The sequence below is a fragment of the Pseudomonas sp. GW823-FHT02C02 genome (assembly GCF_058797635.1).
In genome coordinates this window covers 154,737-181,393 of sequence record NZ_JBXAJV010000004.1, presented here as the reverse complement: position 1 = coordinate 181,393, position 26,657 = coordinate 154,737, and the positions used below count along the sequence as shown (strand labels likewise).

General features: G+C 58.1%; 17 protein-coding genes. 9 read left to right on the top strand and 8 right to left on the bottom strand.

From position 1 onward, the window contains the following. Positions 1 to 12 precede the first annotated feature (12 nt). Entirely contained in the window at positions 13 to 858 is an 846-nt protein-coding gene (locus tag AC1ROI_RS08515; protein ID WP_371857847.1) for a methyl-accepting chemotaxis protein, read from the top strand. A 125-nt stretch (positions 859 to 983) separates the two neighbouring features. Here AC1ROI_RS08515 and AC1ROI_RS08510 read toward each other — a convergent pair whose 3' ends face one another. Beyond that, on the bottom strand, positions 984 to 2,786 hold the full coding sequence (locus AC1ROI_RS08510) for an acyl-CoA dehydrogenase (protein WP_102593639.1): 1,803 nt from the start codon (positions 2,784 to 2,786) through the stop codon (positions 984 to 986). 258 nt (positions 2,787 to 3,044) lie between these two features. Then, on the bottom strand, positions 3,045 to 6,995 hold the full coding sequence (putA, locus tag AC1ROI_RS08505) for a trifunctional transcriptional regulator/proline dehydrogenase/L-glutamate gamma-semialdehyde dehydrogenase (protein ID WP_010464336.1): 3,951 nt from the start codon (positions 6,993 to 6,995) through the stop codon (positions 3,045 to 3,047). A 462-nt stretch (positions 6,996 to 7,457) separates the two neighbouring features. Between putA and putP the strand changes: the two genes are divergently transcribed. The 7 genes from putP to AC1ROI_RS08470 all read left to right on the top strand — a co-directional run bounded on the left by putP (position 7,458) and on the right by AC1ROI_RS08470 (position 18,611). Continuing rightward, complete coding sequence (putP, locus tag AC1ROI_RS08500; RefSeq protein ID WP_010464334.1) at positions 7,458 to 8,942, top strand: sodium/proline symporter PutP; 1,485 nt, start codon at positions 7,458 to 7,460, stop codon at positions 8,940 to 8,942. A gap of 360 nt (positions 8,943 to 9,302) precedes the next feature. After that, a complete protein-coding gene (locus tag AC1ROI_RS08495; protein WP_102593640.1) occupies positions 9,303 to 11,321 on the top strand; it encodes a type VI secretion system Vgr family protein in 2,019 nt (672 codons plus the stop codon). Then, on the top strand, positions 11,311 to 12,048 hold the full coding sequence (locus AC1ROI_RS08490; RefSeq protein ID WP_102593641.1) for a DUF4123 domain-containing protein: 738 nt from the start codon (positions 11,311 to 11,313) through the stop codon (positions 12,046 to 12,048). Before AC1ROI_RS08495 ends, AC1ROI_RS08490 begins: the two co-directional genes overlap by 11 nt. Further along, the gene (locus tag AC1ROI_RS08485; RefSeq protein WP_102593642.1) at positions 12,048 to 16,841 is read left to right on the top strand and encodes an RHS repeat-associated core domain-containing protein; all 4,794 of its coding nucleotides are present in this window, start codon (positions 12,048 to 12,050) and stop codon (positions 16,839 to 16,841) included. The genes AC1ROI_RS08490 and AC1ROI_RS08485 overlap by 1 nt, the downstream gene beginning before the upstream one ends. Then, entirely contained in the window at positions 16,838 to 17,257 is a 420-nt protein-coding gene (locus AC1ROI_RS08480; protein WP_049870740.1) for a hypothetical protein, read from the top strand. Before AC1ROI_RS08485 ends, AC1ROI_RS08480 begins: the two co-directional genes overlap by 4 nt. Positions 17,258 to 17,430: 173 nt before the next feature. Next, complete coding sequence (locus AC1ROI_RS08475; RefSeq protein WP_186353629.1) at positions 17,431 to 17,850, top strand: SNARE-associated domain-containing protein; 420 nt, start codon at positions 17,431 to 17,433, stop codon at positions 17,848 to 17,850. 443 nt (positions 17,851 to 18,293) lie between these two features. Next, on the top strand, positions 18,294 to 18,611 hold the full coding sequence (locus AC1ROI_RS08470; RefSeq protein ID WP_102593644.1) for a hypothetical protein: 318 nt from the start codon (positions 18,294 to 18,296) through the stop codon (positions 18,609 to 18,611). 67 nt (positions 18,612 to 18,678) lie between these two features. Here the strand turns inward: AC1ROI_RS08470 and AC1ROI_RS08465 are convergent, their stop codons facing one another. The 3 genes from AC1ROI_RS08465 to AC1ROI_RS08455 are packed head-to-tail and all read right to left on the bottom strand — an operon-like array spanning position 18,679 to position 20,248. Beyond that, positions 18,679 to 19,095 (bottom strand): T6SS amidase immunity protein Tai4 family protein, encoded by a 417-nt coding sequence (locus tag AC1ROI_RS08465; RefSeq protein ID WP_102593645.1) that lies wholly within the window; start codon positions 19,093 to 19,095, stop codon positions 18,679 to 18,681. Next, the gene (locus AC1ROI_RS08460) at positions 19,092 to 19,664 is read right to left on the bottom strand and encodes a type VI secretion system amidase effector protein Tae4 (protein WP_010464318.1); all 573 of its coding nucleotides are present in this window, start codon (positions 19,662 to 19,664) and stop codon (positions 19,092 to 19,094) included. Before AC1ROI_RS08460 ends, AC1ROI_RS08465 begins: the two co-directional genes overlap by 4 nt. Next, on the bottom strand, positions 19,664 to 20,248 hold the full coding sequence (locus AC1ROI_RS08455; protein WP_010464316.1) for a PAAR domain-containing protein: 585 nt from the start codon (positions 20,246 to 20,248) through the stop codon (positions 19,664 to 19,666). Before AC1ROI_RS08455 ends, AC1ROI_RS08460 begins: the two co-directional genes overlap by 1 nt. 251 nt (positions 20,249 to 20,499) lie before the next feature. Between AC1ROI_RS08455 and AC1ROI_RS08450 the strand changes: the two genes are divergently transcribed. Further along, positions 20,500 to 21,339: a 23S rRNA (adenine(2030)-N(6))-methyltransferase RlmJ gene (locus AC1ROI_RS08450; RefSeq protein ID WP_010464314.1), complete on the top strand. Its 840-nt coding sequence runs from the start codon at positions 20,500 to 20,502 to the stop codon at positions 21,337 to 21,339. Between the two features lie 149 nt (positions 21,340 to 21,488). On the opposite strand, the gene msrA is transcribed toward AC1ROI_RS08450, so the two are convergent. From msrA to AC1ROI_RS08435, 3 genes are all read right to left on the bottom strand, one after another. Then, positions 21,489 to 22,136, bottom strand: a complete 648-nt coding sequence (gene msrA / locus AC1ROI_RS08445; RefSeq protein ID WP_077747678.1) for a peptide-methionine (S)-S-oxide reductase MsrA — start codon at positions 22,134 to 22,136, stop codon at positions 21,489 to 21,491. 208 nt (positions 22,137 to 22,344) lie between these two features. Continuing rightward, positions 22,345 to 25,038, bottom strand: a complete 2,694-nt coding sequence (locus AC1ROI_RS08440) for a sensor domain-containing phosphodiesterase (RefSeq protein WP_010464311.1) — start codon at positions 25,036 to 25,038, stop codon at positions 22,345 to 22,347. 193 nt (positions 25,039 to 25,231) lie between these two features. Further along, entirely contained in the window at positions 25,232 to 26,626 is a 1,395-nt protein-coding gene (locus AC1ROI_RS08435; protein WP_102593647.1) for an alkaline phosphatase D family protein, read from the bottom strand. Positions 26,627 to 26,657: the final 31 nt, after the last annotated feature.

Genomic DNA, 26,657 nt, shown 5'->3' with positions numbered 1-26,657 from the left:
AGTCAGCGCGAGATGATCGGTGAAGTGCTGACCACCAGCGAGCGTTTGCGCACGGCGGTCAGCCAAGTGGCGAAGGTCGTGGACAACACCGCCGAGCGCTCCGGTCGTCAGCAGGAAATGACCGATATGGTCGCCACCGCTGTTCATGAGATGGGCCTGACCGTGCAGGAAATCGCCCAGAACGCGGGTAACGCCGCGGTCGCTTCACAGAACGCTCGCGATGAAGCGATGCAGGCGCGGGAAGTGGTCGGTGGGTCGATCCGGCATATAGAAAGCATGTCCGACGAAATCGGCATCGCCGCCAGTGCCGTCGGCGAATTGGCCGATCAGGTCGCATCCATCGATCAGGTGCTGGCAGTGATTCGCGGGATCTCCGAGCAAACCAATTTACTGGCACTGAACGCGGCCATCGAAGCCGCACGGGCCGGAGACATGGGCCGTGGATTTGCGGTCGTGGCGGATGAAGTGCGCACGTTGGCGCGGCGCACGCAGTCGTCGACCGATGAGATCCAGCAGATGATCGGCAGCCTCAAGCAGGGCGCGGAGAATGCCGTTTCATCCATGCACTCCGGGCAGGCAGCAACAGGCACCGGCGTCGAATCGAGCCAGCGCACTGGTGCGTCGTTGACGGCGATTACCGGTCAGGTCGAGCGCATCAGCGACATGAACCATCAAGTGGCGACGGCCACGGAAGAGCAGTCGGCAGTGACGGAGGAGATCAACCGCAATGTGCAGGGCATTTCCGATTTGGCCCGGGCGACGGCGGGGGAAGTCAGGGCTTGTCGCGAAGACTGTCAGACATTGCAGCGCCTGGCGGATGATCTGGCGCGGCAGATGGGTGGGTTCAAGCTGAGCTGATAAATATGTTGTTTGTGCTGACGTCATCGCGAGCAGGCTCGCTCCCACATTGGATCTGTGAACACTTGACCCTGTGGGAGCGAGCCTGCTCGCGATTGGATTTCAGCAGCAGCAAAAAATTCTGATCAGAACCACTCATCCTGCATCGTCAGGCAAACATCATCCCGAGCCTCAAGAATCGCCAGCTCATGGTGGCAACCCGGCACTTCCCAGGTCAGGAAATACCGCGCCGCCTGCAGCTTGCCTTTATAGAAGCTCACATCCGCCGCATTCCCCTTCGCCAACCCTTCCTCGGCGCGAATCGCCTGTTCCAGCCAGCGCCAGCCGATCACCGTGTGCCCGAACACTTTCAGGTACAGCGCCGAGTTCGCCAGACTGCTGTTGACCTTGCCTTGGCCCAGATCCATCAGCAAACCGATGGTCACCGTTTGCAGGCGCGCGACCAGCTTCTCCAGCGGTTCACGCAACGCAGTCAACGACTCATGCGCCTGCGAGCGTTCGGCAGTGTTGGCAATCAAGCGGATCAGCTGCTTGAGCCCCGCACCACCGTTCTGCGCCAGTTTGCGTCCCAGCAAATCCAGCGACTGAATACCGTGGGTGCCTTCGTGGATCGGGTTCAAACGGTTGTCGCGGTAATACTGCTCCACCGGGTATTCGCGGGTGTAGCCGTGGCCGCCGAGAATCTGGATCGCCAGTTCGTTGGCCTTCAGGCAAAACTCCGAGGGCCAGGATTTGACGATGGGTGTCAGCAAATCCAACAGTTCGTGCGCCTGTTTGCGCTGGTCTTCGGTCTCCAGCGTCGTGGTGTCATCGAACAGTCGCGCCGCATACAACCCAAGGTCGAACGAGCCTTCGACATAGGCTTTCTGCGTCAGCAGCATGCGCTTGACGTCGGCGTGCTGAATGATCGCCACTGGCGCGGTATTCGGATCCTTGCTGTCCGGCACGCGACCTTGCGGACGTTCGCGGGCGTATTCCAGGGAATACAGATACCCGGCATAACCGAGCATCACCGCGCCCATGCCGACGCCGATCCGCGCCTCGTTCATCATCTGGAACATGTAGCTCAAACCGTGATGCGGCTTGCCCACCAGGTAGCCGACGCACTCACCGTTATCGCCGAAGTTCAGCGCGGTGGAGGTGGTGCCGCGCCAGCCCATCTTGTGAAACAGGCCTGCCAGCAAGACGTCGTTGCGCTTGCCGAGGCTGCCGTCATCGTTGACCAGGAACTTGGGCACGATAAACAGCGAAATCCCTTTCACCCCGGCCGGTGCATCCGGCAGTTTCGCCAGGACCATGTGCACGATGTTCTCCGAGAGCGGGTGATCGCCACCAGAGATGAAAATCTTGTTGCCCTTGAGTCGATAGGTGCCGTCAGACGCAGGCTCGGCGCGTGTACGAATATCCGACAGCGAAGAACCTGCATGCGGTTCGGTCAGGGCCATGGTGCCGAAGAAGCGACCGTCAATCATCGGTTGCAGGAAACGCTGCTTCTGCTCATCGCTGCCGAAGCTTTCAATCAGGTTCGCCGCGCCCATGGTCAGGAACGGGTACGAGGTCGATGCCGCGTTGGCGGATTGGAAATGCGCGAAGCAGGCCTGGGACAGCAGCGTAGGCAGTTGCATGCCGCCGGCGTCGAAGCTGCGCGCGGCGTTGAGGAAACCGGCTTCAAGAAACGCATCCACTGCCGGTTTCACTTCCGGAATCAGAATCGCCTGCCCGTTCTCGTAGCGCGGCTCGTTCTCGTCGTTCTTGCGGTTGTGTGGCGCGAAGAACTTCTCGGCGATGTTTCGGGCCGTGCCGATGGCGGCATCGAAGGTTTCGCGGTTGTGCTCGGCAAAACGCTCACGCTGGGTCAGGCCCTCGGCATCGAGGACTTCGTACAGCTCGAAAGCCAGATTGCGGGAACTGAGCAGCGTCTCGGACATGGCGGCCTACCTTTTTTTGGAATGGACCGAGTCTAGGCGTGAGAATAAAAGCTGAACAGGATGATTGATGAGCGTGATGGTAGATCAGAGCACCGACTTACCAGACACCCCAAAACAACTGTAGGAGTGAGCCTGCTCGCGATAGCGGTGTGTCATCCAATAAATAGGTCGGATGACAGAGCGCTATCGCGAGCAGGCTCACTCCTACAGGATTTTGCATACCGGGCAGCCATTGCGGTTGCCCGGTTTTGTTGCGGTTTAGCCGATGGTCATCAAGCTGGCGTTACCACCCGCCGCAGCGGTGTTGACGCTCAACGCCCGCTCAATCACCAGACGCTCCAGCGCAATGCTGGTCTCGCCCTGCGACAGACCATGAACCCCGACAATCGCCCCGGCACGCTTGGCCACTTGCTGGCACACCGCACGCAGCTGGTCGGAATGGCCATGATGCAGAACCGCATCAAACACCACTTCGTCCTTGCTCCAGTCGGAAACAAGCTTGATTCGCGCCTGAACTTCCTTCGGCAGACGTGCGAACACCGCTTTGGTCAATTCAGCTTCCGGCCACACCGCCGAACCGCCGACAGCCAATACCGCCGCCAGCTGCGTCAGCAGATCGCCTTCGACTTCCGCCAGGCACAGCACGTGTTCGCGCGGCAGGATGGCGTAGCTGTTGCGCTCGCCAGTCGGGCCAGCGAGGACACGGGTGATGCCGCTTTGCGACTGCGCCGCGAACTGCACACACAGCGTGCTCAGGTCTGCAAACGTGTTGCTGTCGGCCCACGCCTTCAGGGCGGTCAGTGGTTTGCTCATGGCATCACGCAAACGGACATCCGGTGCTGCGATGGCGTCGCCGCGAGCGAAGGATTGTTCGATGGCATCGGTAGGACGCGTCGACAGCAAACGGTACAGGTACAGCGGACCACCGGCCTTCGGGCCGGTGCCCGACAAGCCTTCGCCACCGAACGGCTGTACGCCAACCACAGCACCCACGATGTTGCGGTTTACGTAGACGTTACCGGCGTTGACGTTGTCGATCACCTTGGCGATGGTCTCGTCGATCCGGGTGTGCACACCCAATGTCAGGCCATAACCCGAAGCGTTGATTTGACCGATCAGTTGATCGATGTCTTTGCGCTTGTAGCGAACCACGTGCAGCACCGGGCCGAAGATCTCACGTTGCAGCTCATCGAAGCTTTCCAGTTCGATCAGGGTCGGCATCACGAAGGTGCCGCGTTTTACTTCCTCGCTGTTGGCGATCGCCACCTGATACACGTTGCGACCTTTGTCGCGCATGGCCTGGATGTGCTTCTCGATGCCGGCCTTGGCTTCGGCGTCGATCACCGGGCCGATGTCCACGGACAGGCGCTCAGGGTTGCCGAGACGGCATTCAGCCATGGCGCCCTTGAGCATTTCGATCACACGGTCAGCGGAATCTTCCTGCAGGCACAGCACGCGCAGGGCCGAGCAACGTTGACCGGCGCTGTCGAAAGCCGACGACACCACATCGATCACCACCTGTTCGGTCAGTGCCGAAGAGTCGACGATCATCGCGTTCTGGCCACCGGTTTCGGCGATCAGCGGAATCGGACGACCCTGTGCATCCAGGCGACCGGCGACATTGCGTTGCAGCAAACGAGCGACTTCGGTGGAGCCGGTGAACATCACGCCTTTGACCCGATCGTCGCCGACCAGGCGGGCGCCGACGGTTTCGCCACGGCCCGGCAGCAGTTGCAGCACACCTTCCGGAATCCCGGCTTCGAGCAGCAAGCGCACGGCTTGAGCCGCTACCAGCGGGGTTTGTTCCGCAGGCTTGGCCAATACCGGGTTGCCTGCGGCCAGTGCAGCAGCTACCTGGCCACTGAAGATTGCCAGCGGGAAGTTCCACGGGCTGATGCACACCACCGGACCCAATGGGCGGTGGGCGTCGTTGGTGAAATCGTTACGCGCCTGCACCGCGTAATAACGCAGGAAGTCCACGGCTTCACGCACTTCGGCGATGGCGTTGGCGAAGGTCTTGCCGGCTTCGCGAGCCAGCAGGCCCATCAGCGGCTGGATCTCGCCTTCCATCAAATCGGCGGCACGTTCCAGAATCGCAGCGCGTTCGGCGGGCGGAGTGGCCTGCCAGATCGGTGCAGCCTTCAGGGCGCACTGGATCGCGTTGTCGACGTCTTCGACGGTTGCTTCCTGTACGTGGCCGACGACGTCACGCAGATCCGACGGGTTCAGCACCGGAGCCGGGGTTTCAGTGCTGGACGCGCAACCGAGCATCGGCGCGGCTTTCCAGTGATTGTGAGCGGTGGCCAGCAAAGCACAGGACAGCGAAGCCAGACGATGTTCGTTGGCCATGTCGATGCCGCTGGAGTTGGCGCGCTCGGCACCATAAAGATCACGCGGCAGCGGGATACGCGGGTGCGGCAGGCCGAAGCCGCCTTCCAGCGTCGCCATCTGCTCGATGCTGGCCACTGGATCGGCCACCAGCTCCTGAATCGAAATGGATTGGTCGGCGATGCGGTTGACGAACGAAGTGTTCGCGCCGTTTTCCAGCAGACGACGCACCAGATACGCCAACAGCGTTTCGTGAGTACCGACCGGGGCGTACACGCGGCACGGACGATTCAACTTGCCTTCGGAAACTTTGCCTACAACCTGTTCGTACAGCGGTTCACCCATGCCGTGCAGGCACTGGAACTCGTACTGACCCGGGTAATAGTTCTGACCGGCGATGTGGTAAATGGCCGACAGGGTGTGGGCGTTGTGCGTGGCGAACTGCGGGTAGATGACTTCCGGCACCGACAGCAGCTTGCGTGCGCAAGCGATGTAGGAAACGTCGGTGTACACCTTGCGGGTGTAGACCGGATAGCCTTCCAGGCCTTCGACCTGGGCGCGCTTGATTTCGCTGTCCCAGTACGCGCCTTTTACCAGGCGGATCATCAGGCGATGACGGCTGCGACGAGCCAGGTCGATCACGTAGTCGATCACATACGGGCAACGCTTCTGATAAGCCTGGATCACGAATCCGATGCCGTTCCAGCCGGTCAGTTGTGGCTCGAAGCACAGGCGCTCCAGCAGATCCAGCGACAGTTCGAGGCGGTCGGCTTCTTCGGCGTCGATGTTCAGGCCGATGTCGTATTGCTTGGCCAGCAGGGTCAGCGACAGCAGGCGCGGGTACAGCTCGTCCATCACGCGCTCGTACTGCGCACGGCTGTAACGCGGGTGCAGTGCCGAGAGCTTGATGGAAATGCCAGGACCTTCATAAATCCCACGACCGTGAGAGGCTTTGCCGATCGAGTGGATGGCTTGTTCGTACGAGGCCAGGTATTTCTGGGCATCGTGCTCGGTGAGTGCGGCTTCACCCAGCATGTCGTAGGAATAGCGGAAACCCTTGGCTTCGAACTTGCTCGCATTGGCCAGGGCTTCGGCGATGGTTTCGCCGGTGACGAACTGCTCGCCCATCAGGCGCATGGCCATGTCGACGCCCTTGCGGATCATCGGCTCGCCGCTCTTGCCGATGATGCGGCTCAAGGAGGAAGTCAGGCCCGCTTCATTGTGGGTGGCGACCAGTTTGCCGGTCAGCAACAAGCCCCAGGTCGCGGCGTTGACGAACAGCGACGGGCTGTTGCCCAAGTGCGGGTGCCAGTTGCCGGTGCTGATCTTGTCGCGGATCAGCGCGTCACGGGTGCCTTTGTCCGGGATGCGCAGCAGCGCTTCGGCGAGGCACATCAGCGCGACGCCTTCCTGGGACGACAGGGAAAATTCCTGCAACAGACCCTGAACAATTCCGGCACGGCCGCCGGCGCTCTTTTGATTGCGCAGTTTTTCGGCGATCGAGGAGGCGAGCTTGTTAGTGGCTTCGGCCATCGCCGCCGGCAGACGCGCCTGCTCGATCAGCATCGGCACCACTTCAGGTTCCGGGCGACGGTAAGCGGCAGTGATCGAGGCGCGCAGCACCGATTGCGGCAGGATGCTTTCGGCAAATTCGAGGAAGCACTGGTGGGCGTGATCCAGAGGCGCATCGACGGCTTCGTCGGAATCCTTGGTCAAACCGCTCAGCTCGGTCAGGGTTGCACCACCCTCGAGTTTTTCCAGGTAATTGAAAATTGCCTGCTTGATCAGCCAGTGCGGCGTGCGATCAATCGAGGTCGCGGCCGCCTTGAGGCGCTCGCGGGTCGGGTCGTCAAGTTTGACCCCAAGGGTGGTGGTAGCCATATTTTTATCCTCATGTTTGCCACGACCGCGTGGCATCAGCTGGCCGCAAGATTAGCTGGGCAACCTTTGAGGTGCAACCGGGTGCAACCCTTTTTTTGTCGGAATAATAAGCAGCTCGTCAGGAAATAAATTCCGGAACGAACGTACCGCGCTGACTTGGTGCTTTTCATTCTAGTAAACCGTCAGGACTGCCCTAAAAGGGAGCAAAAACAGGGGTTTTTCAGGTAAATCCGACTAGGTGCAACTTATTCTCGAAAAATGGGTTGCACCTTATTTGCTTTGTTGAATAGCATTCGCGGCCAAGGTGCAACCGGTCATAAAAGACTGGTGTACCGGCTGATGGCTTTCCTGGGGAAACATCAGTCATAAATGCGCGGGACCTGAAATCGTCTGTCAAACGTCGTCGTTTGCGCGCGGTTCACCAGCCGCCGCTACATAAAAACAAAGCCAGGGCGAAACTTAATGAGCGTTAGCAATCCAACTCTGATCACGTTCGTGATCTACATCGCAGCAATGGTGCTGATCGGCTTCATGGCCTATCGCTCCACCAACAACCTTTCTGACTACATTCTGGGCGGTCGTAGCCTGGGCAGCGTCGTGACGGCATTGTCCGCTGGCGCCTCCGACATGAGCGGCTGGTTGTTGATGGGCCTGCCGGGCGCCATCTACATGTCCGGTCTGTCCGAAAGCTGGATCGCCATCGGCCTGATCATCGGTGCTTACCTGAACTGGCTGTTCGTCGCCGGTCGTCTGCGCGTGCAGACTGAGCACAACGGCGATGCACTGACCCTGCCGGATTACTTCTCCAGCCGTTTCGAAGACAAAAGCGGCCTGCTGCGGATCATCTCCGCCGTCGTGATCCTGGTGTTCTTCACCATCTACTGCGCTTCCGGCATTGTGGCCGGCGCCCGTCTGTTCGAAAGCACCTTCGGCATGTCCTACGAGACCGCGCTGTGGGCCGGTGCTGCGGCGACGATTGCCTACACCTTCGTCGGCGGTTTCCTGGCCGTGAGCTGGACGGACACCGTACAAGCCACGCTGATGATCTTCGCCCTGTTGCTGACGCCGATCATCGTGCTGCTGGCCACCGGCGGCGTCGACACCACGTTCCTGGCCATCGAAGCGCAGGATCCAAGCAACTTCGACATGCTGAAAAACACCACCTTCATCGGCATCATCTCGCTGATGGGCTGGGGTCTGGGCTACTTCGGCCAGCCGCACATCCTCGCGCGTTTCATGGCGGCGGATTCGGTCAAGTCGATCGCCAAGGCACGTCGCATTTCCATGGCCTGGATGATCCTGTGCCTGGGCGGCACCGTCGCTGTAGGTTTCTTCGGTATCGCTTACTTCTCGGCACACCCCGAGCTGGCCGGCCCTGTGACCGAAAACCCAGAGCGCGTGTTCATCGAACTGGCCAAAATCCTCTTCAACCCATGGGTTGCCGGTGTCCTGCTGTCGGCCATCCTGGCTGCGGTCATGAGCACCTTGAGCTGCCAACTGTTGGTGTGCTCGAGCGCCCTGACCGAAGACTTCTACAAAACTTTTCTGCGTAAAACCGCTTCCCAGGTTGAACTGGTCTGGGTCGGCCGCGCCATGGTGCTGCTGGTTGCCCTGATCGCCATCGCGTTGGCCGCTAACCCGGAAAACCGCGTATTGGGTCTGGTCAGCTACGCCTGGGCCGGTTTCGGTGCTGCGTTCGGTCCGGTGGTCCTGATCTCCGTGATCTGGAAAGACATGACCCGCAACGGCGCACTGGCCGGCATCCTGGTCGGCGCGATCACCGTGATCGTCTGGAAGCACTTCGAACTGCTGGGCCTGTACGAAATCATCCCGGGCTTCATCTTCGCCAGCCTGGCCATCTACATCGTCAGCAAGCTGGGCGCGCCGACTCAGGGCATGCTTCAGCGTTTCGCCGCTGCCGAGGCTGATTTCCGCCTGAACAAGTGATAGGGATGAGCTAAGGCTCTGAGCTTTCGCCGAACATGAAAACGGCCCGCTTCCTTTTGGAGGCGGGCCGTTTTTTTGTCTGCGGGAAAAGATTGGGTGTTTTTTATGGCCCTTTCGCGGGCAAGCCTCGCTCCTGCAGGGTTGGCGATTCGCCACAAGACTGTAGGAGCGAGGCTTGCCCGCGAAGAGGTCATCAGATGCAACACACTACTTTGCAGAGAATGTCTGTAGCCAAACATTCCAATTATTGAAGGAAAAATCCCTAAAAAAGTAGGGCAAATCTGATTTTCCTGCCCCTTCCTCAACACCCCTTGTCGCTCATGCAGAATCGCCCGCCCTCATTCTGCAGAGACACATCGGATGTTCGCTCCTGCCAATCAACCGCGTTTCACGTTGACGATCGACGGCGTCCAGATTGAGCTCAAGGTGCTTGAGTTCTCGGGCACGGAAGCCATCAGCCAACCCTACCGCTTCGATCTGGAACTGGTCAGCGACCGGCCAGACATCGAGCTCGAAAACCTGCTGCATCGTCAGGCGTTTCTGAGTTTCGATGCACAAGGTTCTGGCGTACACGGTCAGATCTTTCGCGTCGGTCAAAGCGATTCCGGGAAACGTCTGACGGGCTATCAAATCAGTCTCGTACCGCGATTGGCCTACCTCGGTCAGCGCATCAACCAGCGGATCTTCCAGCACCAAAGCGTGCCAGCGATCATCGCGCAGGTCCTCAAGGACCATGGCATCCAGCGCGATGCCTTCGAGTTCCGGCTCGGCAGCGACTACTCACCGCGCGAATACTGCGTGCAATACGCCGAAAGCGACCTCGCGTTTATCCAGCGCCTGTGTGCCGAGATCGGCATTCATTACCACTTCCAGCACAGCCCCGACGGACATCTGCTGGTGTTTGGCGATGATCAGACAGTATTCCCGCGCCTGCCTGAGCCGACGCTGTACTTGCCGGGCAGTGGCATGGCGGCGGACGCGCCGGCCATCAAGCGTTTCAACGTGCGTCTGGAGACCCGCACCACGGCGGTCACCCGTCGCGATTACGACTTCCAGAAACCGCGTCTCTCCCTGGAAAACCGGGTCGACAGCGAACAGCGTCCGGTGCTGGAGGATTACCACTTTCCCGGCCAATTCACTGACCGCGAGCATGGCAAACAGCTGACACAGCGAGCGCTGGAACGGCACAACGCAGACTTCCGTCAGGCCGAAGGTCGTGGCGACGATTCTGCCTTGGTCAGCGGACATTTCCTGCACCTCGCTGAGCACCCGCGTCAGGCGTGGAACGACCTGTGGCTGATCACTGAAATCGAACACCGTGGCCGACAGCCGCAAGTGCTGGAGGAGTCGGCCACCAGTGATGACCCGGATGATTTCCAGGGTTATCGCAATACCTTTCTGGCGACGCCGTGGGATGTTTCGTTTCGTCCATCCCTGGGGCCGGAAAAACCACGGATGCTCGGTTACCAACCTGCCGTGGTCACCGGTCCTGTCGACAGCGAAATCCATTGCGATGAGTTCGGCCGGGTAAAGGTCCAGCTCGCTTGGGACCGCGACGGTCAACTCAATGAGCATTCCAGTTGCTGGTTGCGGGTCGCCACGGGCTGGGCCCACGACCATTACGGCAGCGTGCTGATCCCACGAGTGGGCATGGAAGTGCTGGTGGGTTTCATCGACGCCGATGCCGACAAACCGCTGGTGATGGGGTGCCTGCCCAACGCCGCAACACCGGTGCCGCTGGATTTGCCCGCCGAGAAGACCCGCAGCATTTTCCGCAGCCAAAGTAGTCCGGGCGGCGGCGGTTACAACGAATTGCGCATCGAGGATCGCAAAGGCGCCGAGGAAATCTACCTGCGCGCCCAGCGAAACTGGACCCAGCACGTGTTGAATGATCAGCAGGTGCAGGTCGATAACCAGCGCAGCATCGTCGTCACGGGGACCGCTCGCCATGAGCTTAAGGCTGACGAGCAACGCATCACCCACGGCCAGCGCCAGGCCGAAGTGAAGCTCGACGATCACTTGCTGGTGATGGGCGACCGGCACATCCGCGTGTCCAGTCAGGCGCTCAACGCCAGTCAGCAATTTCACGTCAGCGCCGGTCAGCAAGTGGTGATCGACGGCGGTGCCAGCGCGACGATTCAGGCGGGCGGGCAGTGGATCAACATCGGTCCTGGCGGGATTTTCAGCAGCGTTCCGATTCAGGTCGGGGGCGCGTTGATGCCGTCTATGGCCGCTACTCCCGTGTCGCCAAATACGCCGTTGAAACTCGTCGCCGCCCCGGCCGCCCTGCTGAGCGCCGCACAGATCATGAGCCTGCAAAGCGACGCGCCGTTCTGCGAAGAATGCGAGCGCTGCAAGGACGGTGTCTGTGCCGCCTGATCGCATGTCACCCCACGCCTGGCTGGAACGCCAACCGCTCAAACCCGGACAGCAGTTGTTCGCGATTTTCGGCAACGCCAGTGCGTCGCAGCCGATGAAAGCCTGGCAGCTCTCGACCCCGGCCCAAGCACCGAGCCCGATCTGGGCCGACACCACCTATGCCGAGTGGGAACCGGTGATGCCCTATGTAGGAATCGTTCCCGCAAGCAGTGAGTTTCTGCAGTGGGTCGCCACGACAGAGTCCCGTGATTGGGGTTGGCTGGCGGTTTCTTCTGCGTCTCAGGAAGCGCTGGTCGAACATCTGCGCAGCCTTACACAAGTGCTTTTACCCAACGGCAGGGCGGTGTTTTTTCGGTTCTGGGATGGGCGCTATTTGCTGCCGATTCTTCAGTCTGCCGACGTTAACCCAACGCAGTTAATGCCTGTGCTTGACCGCTGTTTGATCAATGGGCAGCCGCTCGATATCGGCGGTAGCGCATTGAAAGTCTCCAGGGTTTTTCCATGGTGGGAAGTGTCCGAATCGCTGCTCGACGACCTCGCCGCCGAGTCCGCGACAACCCGGATCAACAACTTGATGAAGTGGTTGAGCGAAGACCGTCCTGATCTTTTTGAGGCGTTTTCGGCGCGTGTATTGCGGCACAAGGTCGCGACCTTTCTGAAGACGCCGGACCTGCCTCAAGCACCGAAACAAGCCTTGGCGGATTACCTGATGGCGGAGCGGAACTGATGGACCAGATTGTGCGGATCGAGCAGGAGCTCGACGGTTTTAAAGACACGTTGGTTGTGTATCGAGAGCAGCTCGGCAGTTTCTTGAGTCGGAATGCGGACAAGATCAGCCGGTCGATGGACATGCCTTCGCTGATGGGTATGGAGCGGCTGATAAAGCTTGGCGATTCGACGACAGCGGTGAGCAGTCGCGACGATGATTTTCTCTCGGGTTTGGCACAGTGTCCTGCGAACGGAATTCTGGAGATCGAGAGCAAGTTTGAATCGGTTTATGACATCCCGCTGGGGAATATTCAGGTCGATGTGATCGCCATGGACGGGGGGGAGAGCACCGCGGTCCCGCTCGACAAAAATGGCAAGGGACAGTTCGAAGGCACGCCTGGCAAGTTCTATCGCGTTCATGTCCAGAGTGACGTTTCATCGGATCAAATCGAAGACCTGTTCTCCTCTTACGATGGCCTGACCCAAGAGCTGGACAGTTGGCTGCGCAACGAGTGGGAAGGGTTCAAGCCGCAATGGTCGCAGTCGACATTTGCGGCCGCCGGTAATGGAATACTCGCGGGAAGTTGGGCGGCGATTACCGGTGTCTGGGACAGCATCAGCCTGCTCTCGGACATTCTCCAGGATCCCCGAAAGTTCGTTGGCCGCTTGGGCGATGGGGCCGACAAGCTTGCCGAACTGGCAGAGAAACTCCCGGCAACAATGGAAAAGGTCCAGCTGCTGTTCAGCGATGAAGCGGCCCTTTGTCTGTTGCTGCGCACGGCAAGCCTCTGGCTGGAGATGCTGCCCCCCAGTGAAATCGCCGGCAAAACTGCCGAAGCGCTTTCAACCGTGGTGGTGCAACTGCTCATCGATATTCTGATCGGGGTTGTTCTGACTTTTGCGGGCGCAGGCGTTGCCTATTTGGGGATGCGCCTTGCCAACTACGGCGCCCGAATCGTCGACGCTGTTGTGGGCTTCGTCAAAGCCATCTTCAACATCACCAACAGCTTCATTACCTACGTTGACCGCTACAAAAAAGTGGCCGCACGCGGTGTAGCGGCAGGCCTGAAAAAAGGTCGCATGCAACTGCGCTGGGACGCCAAACGCAACACCACACTCAAACAAAACGAACACCACGACAACGTCCCGGATCAGGCGAAAAACCCCAACGGCGACAGTGCCGATTCCGTCGATAAAACCGCCACCAACAAATGCCCGGTGTCGATGGTTACCGGCGAAGAACTGCTGACCCTCATCGACGGTTCGCTGGACGGCATTCTGCCGTTCGACTTTGTCCGGCTCTATCGCACTAGTGCCGCCGAGATTGATTGCGGCTTGGGCTTCGGCTGGAGCCACTCGCTCTCCCATCGACTGGAGATCGACGGCGACACCGTCATCTGGATCGACCACGAGAACCGTCGCACCACGTTCCCGCTGCCGTCCGCTGAACGCCCGGCGATTCATAACAGCCTGTCGCGCGCCGCGATTTACGTTGGCAATGAACCCGAAGAATTGATCCTCGCCGTCGCCGGCGACGAGTCACGTTTCTACCATTTTCGTAATGGTTTTCTCACAGCGATCAGCGACCGATACGACAACCGCCTGCGCATAACCCGCGATCGTCAGGGCCGCATTCGGCGCCTCGACAACGGTGCCGGCCGCGCCTTGTTATTGCGTTATGAATGCAGTCACTTGGTTGCCGTCGATTATCAGGTTTTCGCCCCGGCCCAAACCCTGGACGAAGCCTGGCAGACCGAGCAGACCCTGGTCGGTTACCGCTACGACGAACGCGGTCGACTCATCGAGGCCACCAACGCCGCCGGCGAAAGCGAGCGATACGACTACGACGATCAGCACGTCATTCTCCAGCGGCAATTGGCCGGTGGGGCGAGTTTCTTCTGGGAGTGGGAAAGGTCCGGCAAGGCCGCCCGATGCATCCGCCACTGGGCGTCGTTTGCGCAGATGGACGCGCAATATACCTGGGATGACCAGGGCAGCGTCACCGTTCACAACATCGACGGCAGCGAAGAGGTTTACGTCCACGACGACCGGGCGCGGCTGGTGCGCAAGGTCGAACTGGATGGCGGTGAACACCTCAAGGCCTACGACGACCAGGGGCGGCTGATTGCCGAGCAGGACCCGCTCGGCGCGGTCACCGAATATCGCTACGACGAAGTCGGACGCTTGGTGGCGCTGATTCCGCCAGAAGATGAGCCTACGGCCTACGAATATCGCAACGGTTTCCTGCACGCACGCTATCGCGGCAAAGCGGTGTGGAAGTATCAGCGCAATGCGCAGGGGGATGTCACCGAAGCGACCGATCCCGATGGCCATGTCACCCACTATCACTACGACGAAAAAGGTCAGTTGCTGTCGATCCGCTACCCGGACACCAGCCGGCATGTGTTCGTCTGGAATGGCTTGGGGCAACTGGTCGAAGAGACGCTGCCGGACGGTGGCGTACGGCGGTTTTCCTACGATGCGCTCGGGCGGCAGATTACCCGTCAGGACGAAAACGGCGCGGTCACGAAGTCGCAATGGGACGCCATTGGCCGACTGATCCAGACGATTCTTCCTACCGGTGTCAGTCGCGCTTACAGCTACAACGCCTACGGAAAAATCACCGCCGAACGCGACGAACTCGGCCGCGTTACCCGCTACGAATACCTCGACGACCTTCACCTGGTCAGCCGCCGGCTCAATGCCGACGGTACCCAGCTGAAGTATCGCTACGACAACGCGCAGCTGTTGCTCACGGAAATCGAAAACGAATCCGGCGAAAAATATCAGTTGGCCTACACCCCCGGCGGATTGATCCGACAGGAAACCGGCTTCGACGGCCGACGCACGGCGTATGCCTACGACCTCAACGGCCATCTGCTGGAGAAAACCGAGTTTGGCGACGATGGTTCGCAGCTCGCCACCGCCTATGAACGAGACTCGGCAGGGCGCTTGCTGGTCAAAACGCTGCCCGACGGCGTCAAGGTCGAATACCGCTACGACAGCCTCGGCCGACTGATTGGCGTCGACGATGGCCACGACCATCCGCTGGAATTCGAGTACGACCAACAGGATCGGCTGATCACCGAGCATCAGGGTTGGGGCACGCTGCGTTATGGCTACGACGCCTGCGGCCAACTCAACCGCCTGCGTCTGCCGGACGGCAGCAAACTCGATTATCACCACGCCAAGGGCGGCGCACTGACCGCCATCGATCTCAACGGCGCAAGGCTTTCCAGCCACCAATTTGCGTTTGGTCGCGAGCAGCAACGTCAGCAAGGCCAACTGCTCAGCGAATATGCCTACGACGATCAAGGCCGCTTGAAGGCCCACGCTGTCAGCCAACAGCAACAACCGCTCTATCGCCGCGACTATGCCTACAGCGCCAACGGCAATCTCGACAGTATCGCCGACACCCGTCACGGCCAGCGCAACTACCAATACGACCCGCTCAACCGCCTGACCCGCGTGCGCCACACCCGCGACGACCCGGCGGAAAGCTTCGCCCACGACCCGGCCGGCAACCTGCTGATGCAGGATCGGCCTGGCTTGGCGACCGTTAAAGGCAATCGCCTGCTGATGCAGGGCGACCGCCATTACGACTACGACGCCTTCGGCAACCTGGTTCGTGAACGTCGCGGCACAGCGCAAAAACTCGTCACCGAATACCGCTACGACTGCCAGCACCGATTGCTCGGCGTCACCACCCCGGACGGTCGCACCGCCAGTTACCGCTACGACGCCTTCGGCCGCCGCATCGCCAAAACCGTCGACGGCAAAACCACCGAGCTCTTCTGGCAAGGCGACAACCTCATCGCCGAAAGCAGCCGCGAACACTACCGCAGCTACGTCTACGAACCCGGCAGCTTCCGCCCGCTGGCGATGCTCGACGGCAAAGGCCCACGCAAAGCCTGCCCGTTCTACTACCAACTCGACCACCTCGGCACACCGCAGGAACTGACCGATTTTGGTGGCGAGATCGTCTGGTCAGCGAAGTACAACGCCTACGGCAAAGTCACTCGCCAGACGTTCGGCGGGGGCGAGCAACTTGAACAGCCGTTGCGGTTTCAGGGGCAGTACTTTGATGCGGAGAGCGGTCTGCACTACAACCGGCATCGGTACTATGATCCGGAGGTTGGACGGTACCTGACGCCGGACCCGGTCAAGTTGGCGGGTGGGCTGAACCAGTATCAGTACACGCCGAATCCGACGGGGTGGGTTGATCCGTTGGGGTTGAGCGGGAATTGCCCGCCGCCGAATAAGCCTGGGTGTGGGGCGCCGGATGATACGGCTGGCGTTAGGGTTGATGAGGGTGAGCCGGCGCTGCCGAAGCTGACAGGTGATCAGCGGAGGGCGCGGATTGATGACCTTGCGGAGGCGAATGCGAAGCGGCGTGTTGAGGAAATGGAAAAAAAATATGACATGCACACGGTTAAAAAACACAGTTCAGAAATACCGGACCAAGCGCTCAAACAACGAGCAGATAATGGGGCCGACCCTCATACCGGTGAAGTTCCGAAAGGCGCTAGAGGGAACTCGAGCTCTCAATTCAGAAACTGGCGTATGCATTTGGGGGCATTGAATAAAGCTATGACAAGGGAAGCGTTAGGTTTGAGCCCGCATACAGGGAAGGACCAACATAAGAATCCGATCGTAAGGATGGAGCTTCCTGGGGCCGGGCGTGGTTATAAACCGAACAAGAAAGACGCTCGTAACCCAACACTAAATGAAGATCTGAATTGGTTTGAAGTTAAGTTCGATAAGGATAATGTGCTACGGCCTTTTACTGGTTTTCCTTCGGAGAGAAAATGATGTTGCGAGATCCATTTTTAAATGAAGAGTTTCAACCCGATTTGATGTGGTTTATTGGCGTCTTTGATGTTTATGATCGTGAGGAAACTCGGGGCGCGGAACTGGAAGTGTTTGATCCTAATGATCGCTTTGACAGAGCGGAGCTGATCAAAAGATACAGCTTGAATCTAGGTTATCTGTCCTATAGACATAAGTTCGTGCTCATGGGTTTTCTAGCGGAAAAGTTAAGCGATGCGTCTTATGATTTTCAGAGTTTGTTTGATATAGATGAAGAAGATGCAGGTAGTTGGCCGCGTGGTGAGTGGTATGCATTGGAGGATCCCCGTGGATTTCTTCAAGATGTCTATATGTTGGCTCAGGAGGCATGGAAGGAAGATCTTCTTTTGGCGAGTCTTGAAGATCGGGACAGTTGGTGATGGATAAGGTGGTGCCTGTCAGTCTGGGCTCCCACGCGTCGGGATTCTCAAGAGTAATAAATAAATTCGTCCCCTTTATGCTTAGGTTATGAATGAGGTGGAAACGAGGTTTGATAAAAATAATACTAGGCGCGTATTTACGGCTTTTCCGAGATAAAAGCGAGTAACAGATTTTGAAATCTCCATTTGAAAATGTAAGCCTACCTTGGGAACCTCGACTTTCTTATGTTTTAGGGGGGCTTGAGATTTATGATCGGGAGGAGGGATTAGGAGAGGTCCTTGGGAAATATAATCCTAATCTTCGTCGGGAACGATGTGAATTAATTAGAACGTTCGTGCTGCGTGGTTTGGGCTACCTAAGTTACAGACACCGGTTTGCTCTATTTAAAGTTCTTGAGGGGGCGTTGGCCGATAGGGAGTTTGATTTTTCTACACAGTTTGAAAGCGACTACGATGAATGCATTACTATCGCGTGGGATGAGACGGAGATAGTAGATTCTCGCGGTTTTTTTGAGGATATATACGCGTTGGCAAGCTTGGAGTGGAAAGATGATCTTTATAAAGCAAGTCTTGAAGATCAGTCCAGCTGGTGATGGAGAAGGTAGCGCCTATCAGTCTCGAATCCCACGCGTCGGCATTCTCAATACCGATTGCCAGCACTACGGAATGTTTACGTCTTGTTTAAAGATCTCGTAATTCTTACGAATTTTCCGGGCAAGCTCATCGGAAGTTTCCTTCAAGTTGTGACGGCTTCCATGAACTGGTGGGCGATGGGTTGCAGGGATAGTCTTTGGCTGTCACCGCGCAAGTGGTGGCAGGGTGTAGGAGCCCTCTCTCATGATGCAACAGCTCTGTCGTCTGATTGCGGCACTTAACTCGTGTCCATATGATCGTTCGCGGCGGCTGTGTGCGGGACACGCTTCGGCGTGACCGAGGTTCATGAGTGCTCGGTACTCCTACTCCTGCGCATGGCTGCCACCCAAACCTGTAGGAGGGTGCGTTTGGCAGCTAATTTTCATACTCATGGAATTTACAAATGACAACGCTAACGCCAGATCCACCCTACGAAAAACCAATCCCCCACCCCAAAAACCGCTTCATGGCCCTCACCAGCAACTGCACCGACATGCCCACGCTATTCGTTGATACCCACGCGCCGCTCGATGTTCTATACGACGCCGCCAACTACCGAATTCGCGCCGTCACGCAGGTGCTGGAGAACATGTCGATGCGCGGTTCGGTTGAGTGTGAGTCGTTCATTCTCAGTGATTTTGCGCTGCTGTGTGCCATTCCGTTGCGGGATGGGTGTGATGTCCTGGATGTGATTGGGCGGCGGTTGCGGGCTCTGCCGTAGCATCTGAATAAAGAGTGATCCTTCCTGTTTGATTGCAGGAAGGATCGTCCTTACTCATTTTGATGATCTACTTTGGCAGGTATTGATCCTGAGACTGAATGAATGCATCGAACTCCTTGGAGTTGTAAACATCTAGGCAACCATAAAAAACCATTTTTTTATCAGAATGCTTGCTGAGGGACGAGGTCTTTGCATAGGCATTACGCATGTACTTCTCGGTTTCTGCGTAAGGGTCGTGTGTGACCTCGAGGGTGTCCTCGTTTTGAATGATTAGATGCTGACCTTTGCCCATCGACGAGTAGGCGCCAATCGCAAGTCCAATGTCAGATTTGATGTCTGACTCGTTCTTGAACTGGCTGGAAATACAGTTGGCCAATCCATAATCTTTAAGCGTTTCTCGCGCCTTATCGATATTGATTTCTGCAGATAAGGCTTGCCCTGAAACGAGTAGCAGTGCCAGCACAACTAGCCGCGAGCTTGTCATCCTTTCAACTCCCAGAAGTTTATTTTTTCCAGCTTTACCCTTGGATTGTCATAGGTATGGCTGTCTTGCCTGTGGTAGTCACTGTCGTCACCGGTAACGCTCCCGTTCCAAAGGGTTGCGTGGCCTGACGCGTCGCTCCATCCGTTGATTTCCATGACAATGACGCCCTTTTTTCCATTTATAAAATTTGAATTGGTTTGCGTCAGCGTGTGGTCGGGCTCGCCCCAGTTATGCCTAAGAAAAGCGAGGAAATCGACCACCTTCATTATGTAGGGAAGCTGGTCCGCTCCACTCAGTCGATAGATGGGCTGGTTTTGTATGATCGTGCCTTTGGGGATTTTATATCCGCCGTAATTAAAAGCTCTGCTTATCCTCAGTGCGCAGGCATTCGCATAAGCATCAGGTTTTTCCGCTCTTGCCGCTTCGACTCCGCCTCCGACAAGTCCGTAAACCTCGACTGAGCCTTTATTACCTACTTCTGCATATGCGTTCCATAGCGTGCTGAAACGAGGCCTTTTAACTGAGATGCTGGAAGACACTCCGCCGGCGTTGATAACCACTTGAGCCATTATGCTTCCCCTTCCATGTCAATGATTTCGCTTGCGAATGCATTTGGGATGATGGCTACGCCCTTGACCCCGACTATCCCTGTCAGCGCTTTTTCGGTGGGGCCGCTAATGTTGACGGTAACCGTCTCGCCGGGCAAATAACCCGAGGTTGTCACATGAATATTCAAGTCGGTGTAAAACCGGGAAACTGACTTAACAGGAATCTGCTCATCGCCATAGGACAAAGAAATATCGGTGATGGACTTGGGACGATTGAGCACGGCAGTGATACCTGAAAAATCTGCTTTGTTGTGCTCTGCTCCACCATATACAGATGACTGAGCGGACATCACCTTGTTGGATTGTGGAGGGCAGCCGCAGGCAACGTAGTCACCTTCCAGGGCAACCAATCCGGCCGGTAACGTGATGGTTCTGGGCCCGACCGCGATGATGGGGCCTTTTCCTTTGCTGCAGGCTGGGCAACTTGCCAAGTGTCCAATGGAAGAGGTACTTACAGCGCTATCGATGTTGATACCGACATTCCCTTCCAGTACCGAGCCGCCGGTTGAGGTAGGCGCACCGATACCAATCATTTTCCGTCCCATGTAAATCTCCATTTTTACGGGCGCTAGGTCGGTCCGATCTTCGCACTCATGTGTAAGCTCCACGATGGCAGGTCTTTGGCAAAGTGTGACTTGATGTTGCCCGCCACATGAGCAAGATCAGAACATCGCAACCTTTGGGGCTTCGACGCGCAGGGATGATTGCGATTGCAGGACCAAACGCCCGCTCAGCCGCGAACCCCTGACGTTCGCCTCGGTACAAGGTAAACTTCCCGGCCTTCGCAGGAGCAATCATGAATTATCGTCACGCCTTCCATGCCGGCAATCACGCCGATGTGTTCAAACACCTGACTCTGACCCGCATCATCGCCCTGATGTCGCGCAAGGAGCAGCCGTTTGCCTATCTCGACACTCACGCCGGCATTGGTCTGTATGACCTGCAGGGTGATCAGGCGAGCCGTACCGGTGAGTACCTGGAAGGTATTGCGCGTCTGTGGGATCAGCCGGATCTGCCAGCGCTGACCGCCGACTACATGAAAGTGCTGCACGACATGAACCCGGATGGCCAGTTGCGCTATTACCCGGGGTCGCCGGAGCTGGCGCGGCGTCTGACGCGGCCGCAGGATCGGGTGATGCTCAACGAGAAGCACCCCGAAGACGGTTTGCTGCTCAAGGACAACATGGCCGGTGATCGTCGGGTGAAGGTACATCTGGGCGAAGGCTGGCATGTGCCGCGTGCGATGTTGCCGGTGCAGGAGAAGCGGGCGGTGATGTTGATTGATCCGCCGTTCGAGCAGCTCGATGAGATGCAGCGTTGCGCGGCGTCGCTGAAAGAGGCGATTGGCCGGATGCGGCAGACGGTGGCAGCGATCTGGTACCCGGTGAAGGATCAGCGCATGTTGCGACGTTTTTATCAGGATCTGGCGGGCACGGGCGCACCAAAGTTGTTGCGTGTGGAGTTGCTGGTGCATCCGCTGGATACGCCGAACAGTTTGAATGGCTCTGGATTGGCAATTGCGAATCCGCCGTGGGGCCTGGAAGAGGAATTGCGTGAGTTGCTGCCGTGGTTGTCCAAGAAGCTTGGGCAGACCCAGGGCGGGTGGCAGATGGATTGGTTGATTGCTGAGAGTTGATGGCTGATCAGATGGATTGATGGCGTCTGATCGGACGCCTTCGCGGGCAAGCCTCGCTCCTACAGGGATCGATATCAGCACAATTTTGTGATCGACATAAATCCCTGTAGGAGCGAGGCTTGCCCGCGAAGCTTTTCAGGGCCCGAGAGTTAGATCGGGCAGGTAACGCCCGTACCACCAATCCCGCAATACCCTTCAGGGTTCTTCGCCAGGTACTGCTGGTGATACGCCTCGGCGAAGTAGAACGTCGGCGCTTCATCGATTTCAGTGGTGATTTCGCCTTTCCCGGCCTTGGTCAACTCAGCCTGGAACACGTCCTTGCTGTGCTTGGCGGCGGCCAGTTGCGTCGGGTTGGTCGCATAGATCACCGAGCGGTACTGAGTGCCGATGTCGTTGCCCTGACGCATGCCTTGCGTCGGGTTGTGCAATTCCCAGAACATTTTCAGCAGTTCTTCGTAGCTGACTTTGGCCGGTTCGTAGACCACCAGCACCACTTCGCTGTGGCCGGTCAGGCCCGAACAAACTTCTTCATAGGTCGGGTTCGGGGTAAAACCGCCGGCATAACCCACCGCCGTGCTGACCACGCCTTCACGTTGCCAGAACTTGCGTTCCGCGCCCCAGAAGCAGCCCAGGCCGAAGATCGCGAAATCCACGTCCATCGCGAACGGGCCCAGCAGTGGGGCGTCGTGGACGAAGTGTTTTTCCGGCACGGTCATCGGGGTTTCACGGCCGGGCAGAGCTTGTTCTTTGGTAGGGAGCACGTTTTTGTTCACCAGGATTTCCGAGCGCAAGACCATCATCAGTCCCCTCAGTCAGGTTGAATTTAAATTGTCAGACACGCAGTTTGCCCAATGCCGGCCGGTTACGCACTACCCCTGTGCGAGCGTGCCTGCTTGCGATAGCGGCGGGACATTAAACATTGATGACGACTGACACACCGCTATCGCGAGCAGGCTCGCTCCCACCGGGGATTACGGTGTTCCACAGGGATTTTGCGGTGTGCTGTCAGACGAGCGGCCCGCGTGGGTAGCGCTTGAGCTTTTCGATCAGCTCGGCGCCGGGGATGGGGCGGTCGAACAGGTAGCCCTGGCCGACATCGCAGCGGTGGCGACGCAAGAACGCAAGCTGCTCGGCCGTCTCGATCCCTTCCGCCACGACCTTGAGTTTCAGGTTGTGGGCCATGGCGATCACCGCGGAGGTGATTTCCATGTCGTCCTGGTTGTCAGGGATTTCGTGGATGAAGCTTCGGTCGATCTTAATGATGTCGATCGGGAATTTTTTCAGGTAGCTGAGCGACGAGTAACCGGTGCCGAAATCGTCCATGGCCAGGGTCAGGCCCAGGCGCTTGAGTTGATCGAGCTGCAAGTGGGTGTCTTCGGTGGCTTCCAGCAGCAGGCCTTCGGTCAGTTCCAGCTCCAGCAGGTTCCCCGGCAGCGCTTCTTCCTTGAGGATGTTGGCGATGGACGCCACCAGGTCCGGGTCGGAGAACTGCTTGGGCGACAAGTTGATCGCCACTTGAAGATTGCCCAGGCCGGCGGCGGTCAGGTCTTTGCTCATGCGGCAGGCCTGGCGGGCGATCCATTTGCCGATCGGGATGATCAGGCCGGTTTCTTCGGCAACGCTGATGAACTGGTCCGGGCGGATCATGCCTTTTTCTGGATGGTTCCAGCGCAGCAGCGCTTCCATGCCCAGCAGGCGACCACTGCGCAGGCACAGTTTGGGCTGATAGAACACGTCCAGCTCATTCTGGGTCAGGGCGCGGCGCAGGTTGTTTTCCACGAACAGCTTGTAGCTGGCCTCGGCGTTCAGTGCTTCGGTGAACACCTGGACCTGGTGTTTGCCGTTAGCCTTGGCCTTGTGCAGCGCCAGGCCGGCGTTGCGCATCAATGTCTGTGGATCGCGACCGTGCAGCGGCGCGCAGGCCAGGCCCACGGAGCCGGTGACGCTGATCAACTGGTTGTCGACGAACATCGGCTTGTCGAGGGTCGCCAGCAATTGGTTGGCGACGTGCTGGCCCATTGCGAGGTCTGTGTTGTCCAGCAGCACGGCGAATTCGTTACTGGCGAATCGCGCCAGGCTGCCGCTCGGGCTCAGGCTGTTGCGCAGGCGCCGGGCCAGGCTGATCAGCAGTTTGTCGCCGGTCTGGTGGCCGAGGCTGTCGTTGATGCGCTTGAAGTTGTCGATGTCCACCAGCAGCAGGCTGATCGGCGTATCGCTGTCCCGGGCGAAGCGTTCGTCGAGGTTGCGGATGAACGCCGGGCGGTTGCCAAGGTTGGTCAGGTTGTCGGTGTAGGCCAGGCGCTCGATGCGCTGCTGGGCGAGCTTGGTCTGGGTGATGTCTTCGTAGATGCCGATGTAATGCGTCAGCTCGCGGTTGTCGCCATAGACCTTGGAAATCGACAACTGGCCCCAGTAGGGTTCGAGGTTTTTACGGCGGCTTTTGAACTCGCCCTGCCAGCTGTTGCTCTTGGCCAGCGCCGAGGGCGCGTCGAACAGCAGCTCGCTGAGGTTTTCCAGGGCCGGCAGTTCCGACAGCCGCTGGCCGTGGACTTCTTCGGTGCTGTACTGGGTGATCGCCGTGAAGCTCGGGTTGACGTATTCCACCACGCCATCGCAATTGACCAGCAAAAAGGCGTTGGCGCTTTGCTCGACCGCCCGCTGGAACAAGTGCAAGGCACTCGTGGCGGTGCGGCGGTTGTGGTTGTTGATGACTTGGGCGAACTGATCGGCCAGCTCGCCGGCGAAGGCGATTTCATCCGACTGCCAGGCACGGGTCGCGCCAGTCTGTTCCAGGCACAGCACGCCGACCACTTGGCCGTCGACGCGAATGCTGGCGTCGAGCATGGCGTTCACATCGCGCGGGCGCAGGTGTTCGGCCATTTCCCGGGTACGCGGATCGCGAATGGCGTTGTGCGCATCGATGGCGCGGCTGCCGTGCAAGGCGTCGAGGTAATCCGGGAAGCCGCTGACGTCGATCGGTTCCGGCAGCTGATATTCCCCGGAGGTGCGGTGATAGGCCGAGATCGGCACCAGCAGCGAGCCTTCGAGGTTCCACAGGCTGGCGCAGTCGATTTCATAGATGTCGCAAGCGCTGCGGGTAATCAGTTCGGCGGCTTCTTGCAGGGAATTGTTGGTGCTGTAGCGCTGGCGGGTCAGCAGCAGGATCAAGTCTTGCTGGGCGCGGACCCGATCCAGATGCTGCAGTTGTTCCAACTGGGCGCGTTGATTGAGTTCCAGGGCGATTTGCAGGCGCGAGTTCTGGGTTTCCAGGTCCAGCGACGGCAGCAGCGGTTCCCCTTCGAACAAGCCGTCCACGACCATCAGGTAACCGCGCAGCAGGTGTCGATTGTGTTGTCGGTAGGCTTCGCCCAGTTCGAGCAGGCTCAAGGAGCCTTTGGCGGTGTGCAGGTTGTAGCGGATCAGGTAATGCGGGCTCTCTCTGAGTTGCTGCTGAATCGCGTCGTGCAGTTGATAGCGCGCTTCAGGCTCCATCAGGCTGGCATAAGGCGAGTCGACCAAGGCACAAAGCTCCACGGCCGGCAGACCAAATTGTCGTTCGCAATTGGGATCGAGAAACAGGAGTGCCCAGCTAGCTTCATTCAGCCGTTCGAAACGCAGCATGCCGAGCCGCGAGGGCACAGGCAATTGCGTCACTACCTCGGCCACCATACGGCTGGCGGCATCAGGTTGGCTTTTCATTGAGGGAAACTCGCTTCGAATGTGCTGATCGCGCCGGGCTCTCGCCCTCTTTACTGTTGCCTGCGGCAAGGTTGCATCATTGCGACACTGACTGACAAGAGACATGAAGGCCAAGTGCTATAAGAATATGTCGGCAGGGGCGAGGATTTCTCCAGCCAGGGCCGAAAACTAATGCATTTGGCCTTCATTTTCCTTAGTGCAGCGGGATGTTGATCGATTGCAGGCGCCGGCCGTTCCGGTCGTGGTAACTGACCTGAATCTGCTCCCGATCCACCACCAGATGAGCAAAGTTGTCTTCGCTGACCACCTTGCTGGTCAGTTCATGTCGATAATCTCCCGCTGCGGTACGTGCCAGCGCCTGGTTCAGAATGAAGGTGGACTCGGAGGCATAGGGCAGCAATTTGCTGTTGCACAGCGGGGACGAGACGATGGTGTGCACGTCGAAGTCCGGATCCTCGCTGTGGGTCAGGCGGCTGGTCAGTGAGCCGTGGACATCGCCGGAAACGAAGATGACGTTCTTGATGCGATGCGTGCGAATCGTCTCCAGCAACCGCAGGCGTTGTTCCGGGAAGGCTTTCCAGGCGTCATCGCCGTTGAGTTTGCGGTCGGGGTAGAACATCACGCTGGTGACCACGAACTTGACCCGGGCCGGGCTGTGGATCAGCCATTTGCACAGCGCCTGTTCCTGCTCATCGTCGAGGATGCGTCGATCATTGGGCGACAAGTTACGACGGGTTCGGCTGTCGGTGACAAACCATTCAATATCGCCTTCGGCGAACTGATACCAATACTGTTCCAACTTTCGGCTTACTTGACCGTTGGGTAATAAGTCATGCGCCGGACTGTGGCTGGCTTGGTATATCTCATAGGCTGCCATGGCGTTCTTATATAAATAGGCATCGGCCTTGCTTTCGTTGGCGGGCCAGTTGTCTTCTATTTCATGATCGTCGAGGATCATATAAGTCGAGGTGTTGGACATTAATCGGGCGATGTTCGGTTGGGAAAACGCCGCGCGATATTTGCTGAGTATTTCCTTGTATTCCCGGTCGGGAGCAATAACGTTCAGATCATCGACGTAAATTTGATCACCCGTCATTAACATCGCGCTGATGGGCGGCTCGGCCTGCTGCGCAAGTTCGGTGATCGAGGCAAAAATACGGTCGCCCAGATGAGGTGCCGAAGGGATGCCTGCGGTCATGCGCAGGTAGCGGCATGAGCCGACGATGTACGCCCTCGGTGTGTTGGCCTTGCTGGACAGGGTGCGAAATCGATAAATCTCCCGTGGCCATTGCAGCGGCAGTTCCTGAACGGTCTCCACGGTGTGCACCGGGCTCATGGGGCTGAACCATCCGGACTGGTATTCATAGTCGGTATCGGTGGCGAGGTTGTTGAGTGCAATCACATCGGACATATCGCGCAAGATCGACAGTTTGGCAAAGACACCTTGCGACCAACGCTCTTCCCCCGCGCGCCGATAACGAATGCCGGCAAATACCAGCGAGTTGTCTTGACGTTCTCCGCGCAAAAAAATACGTACGTGGTTAGTTGTAGTGTGGCCAATAATAGGGCCGACAGTTGGTTTAAACATGTTCGAATCCGTTCGAAATAACGTTAACTAA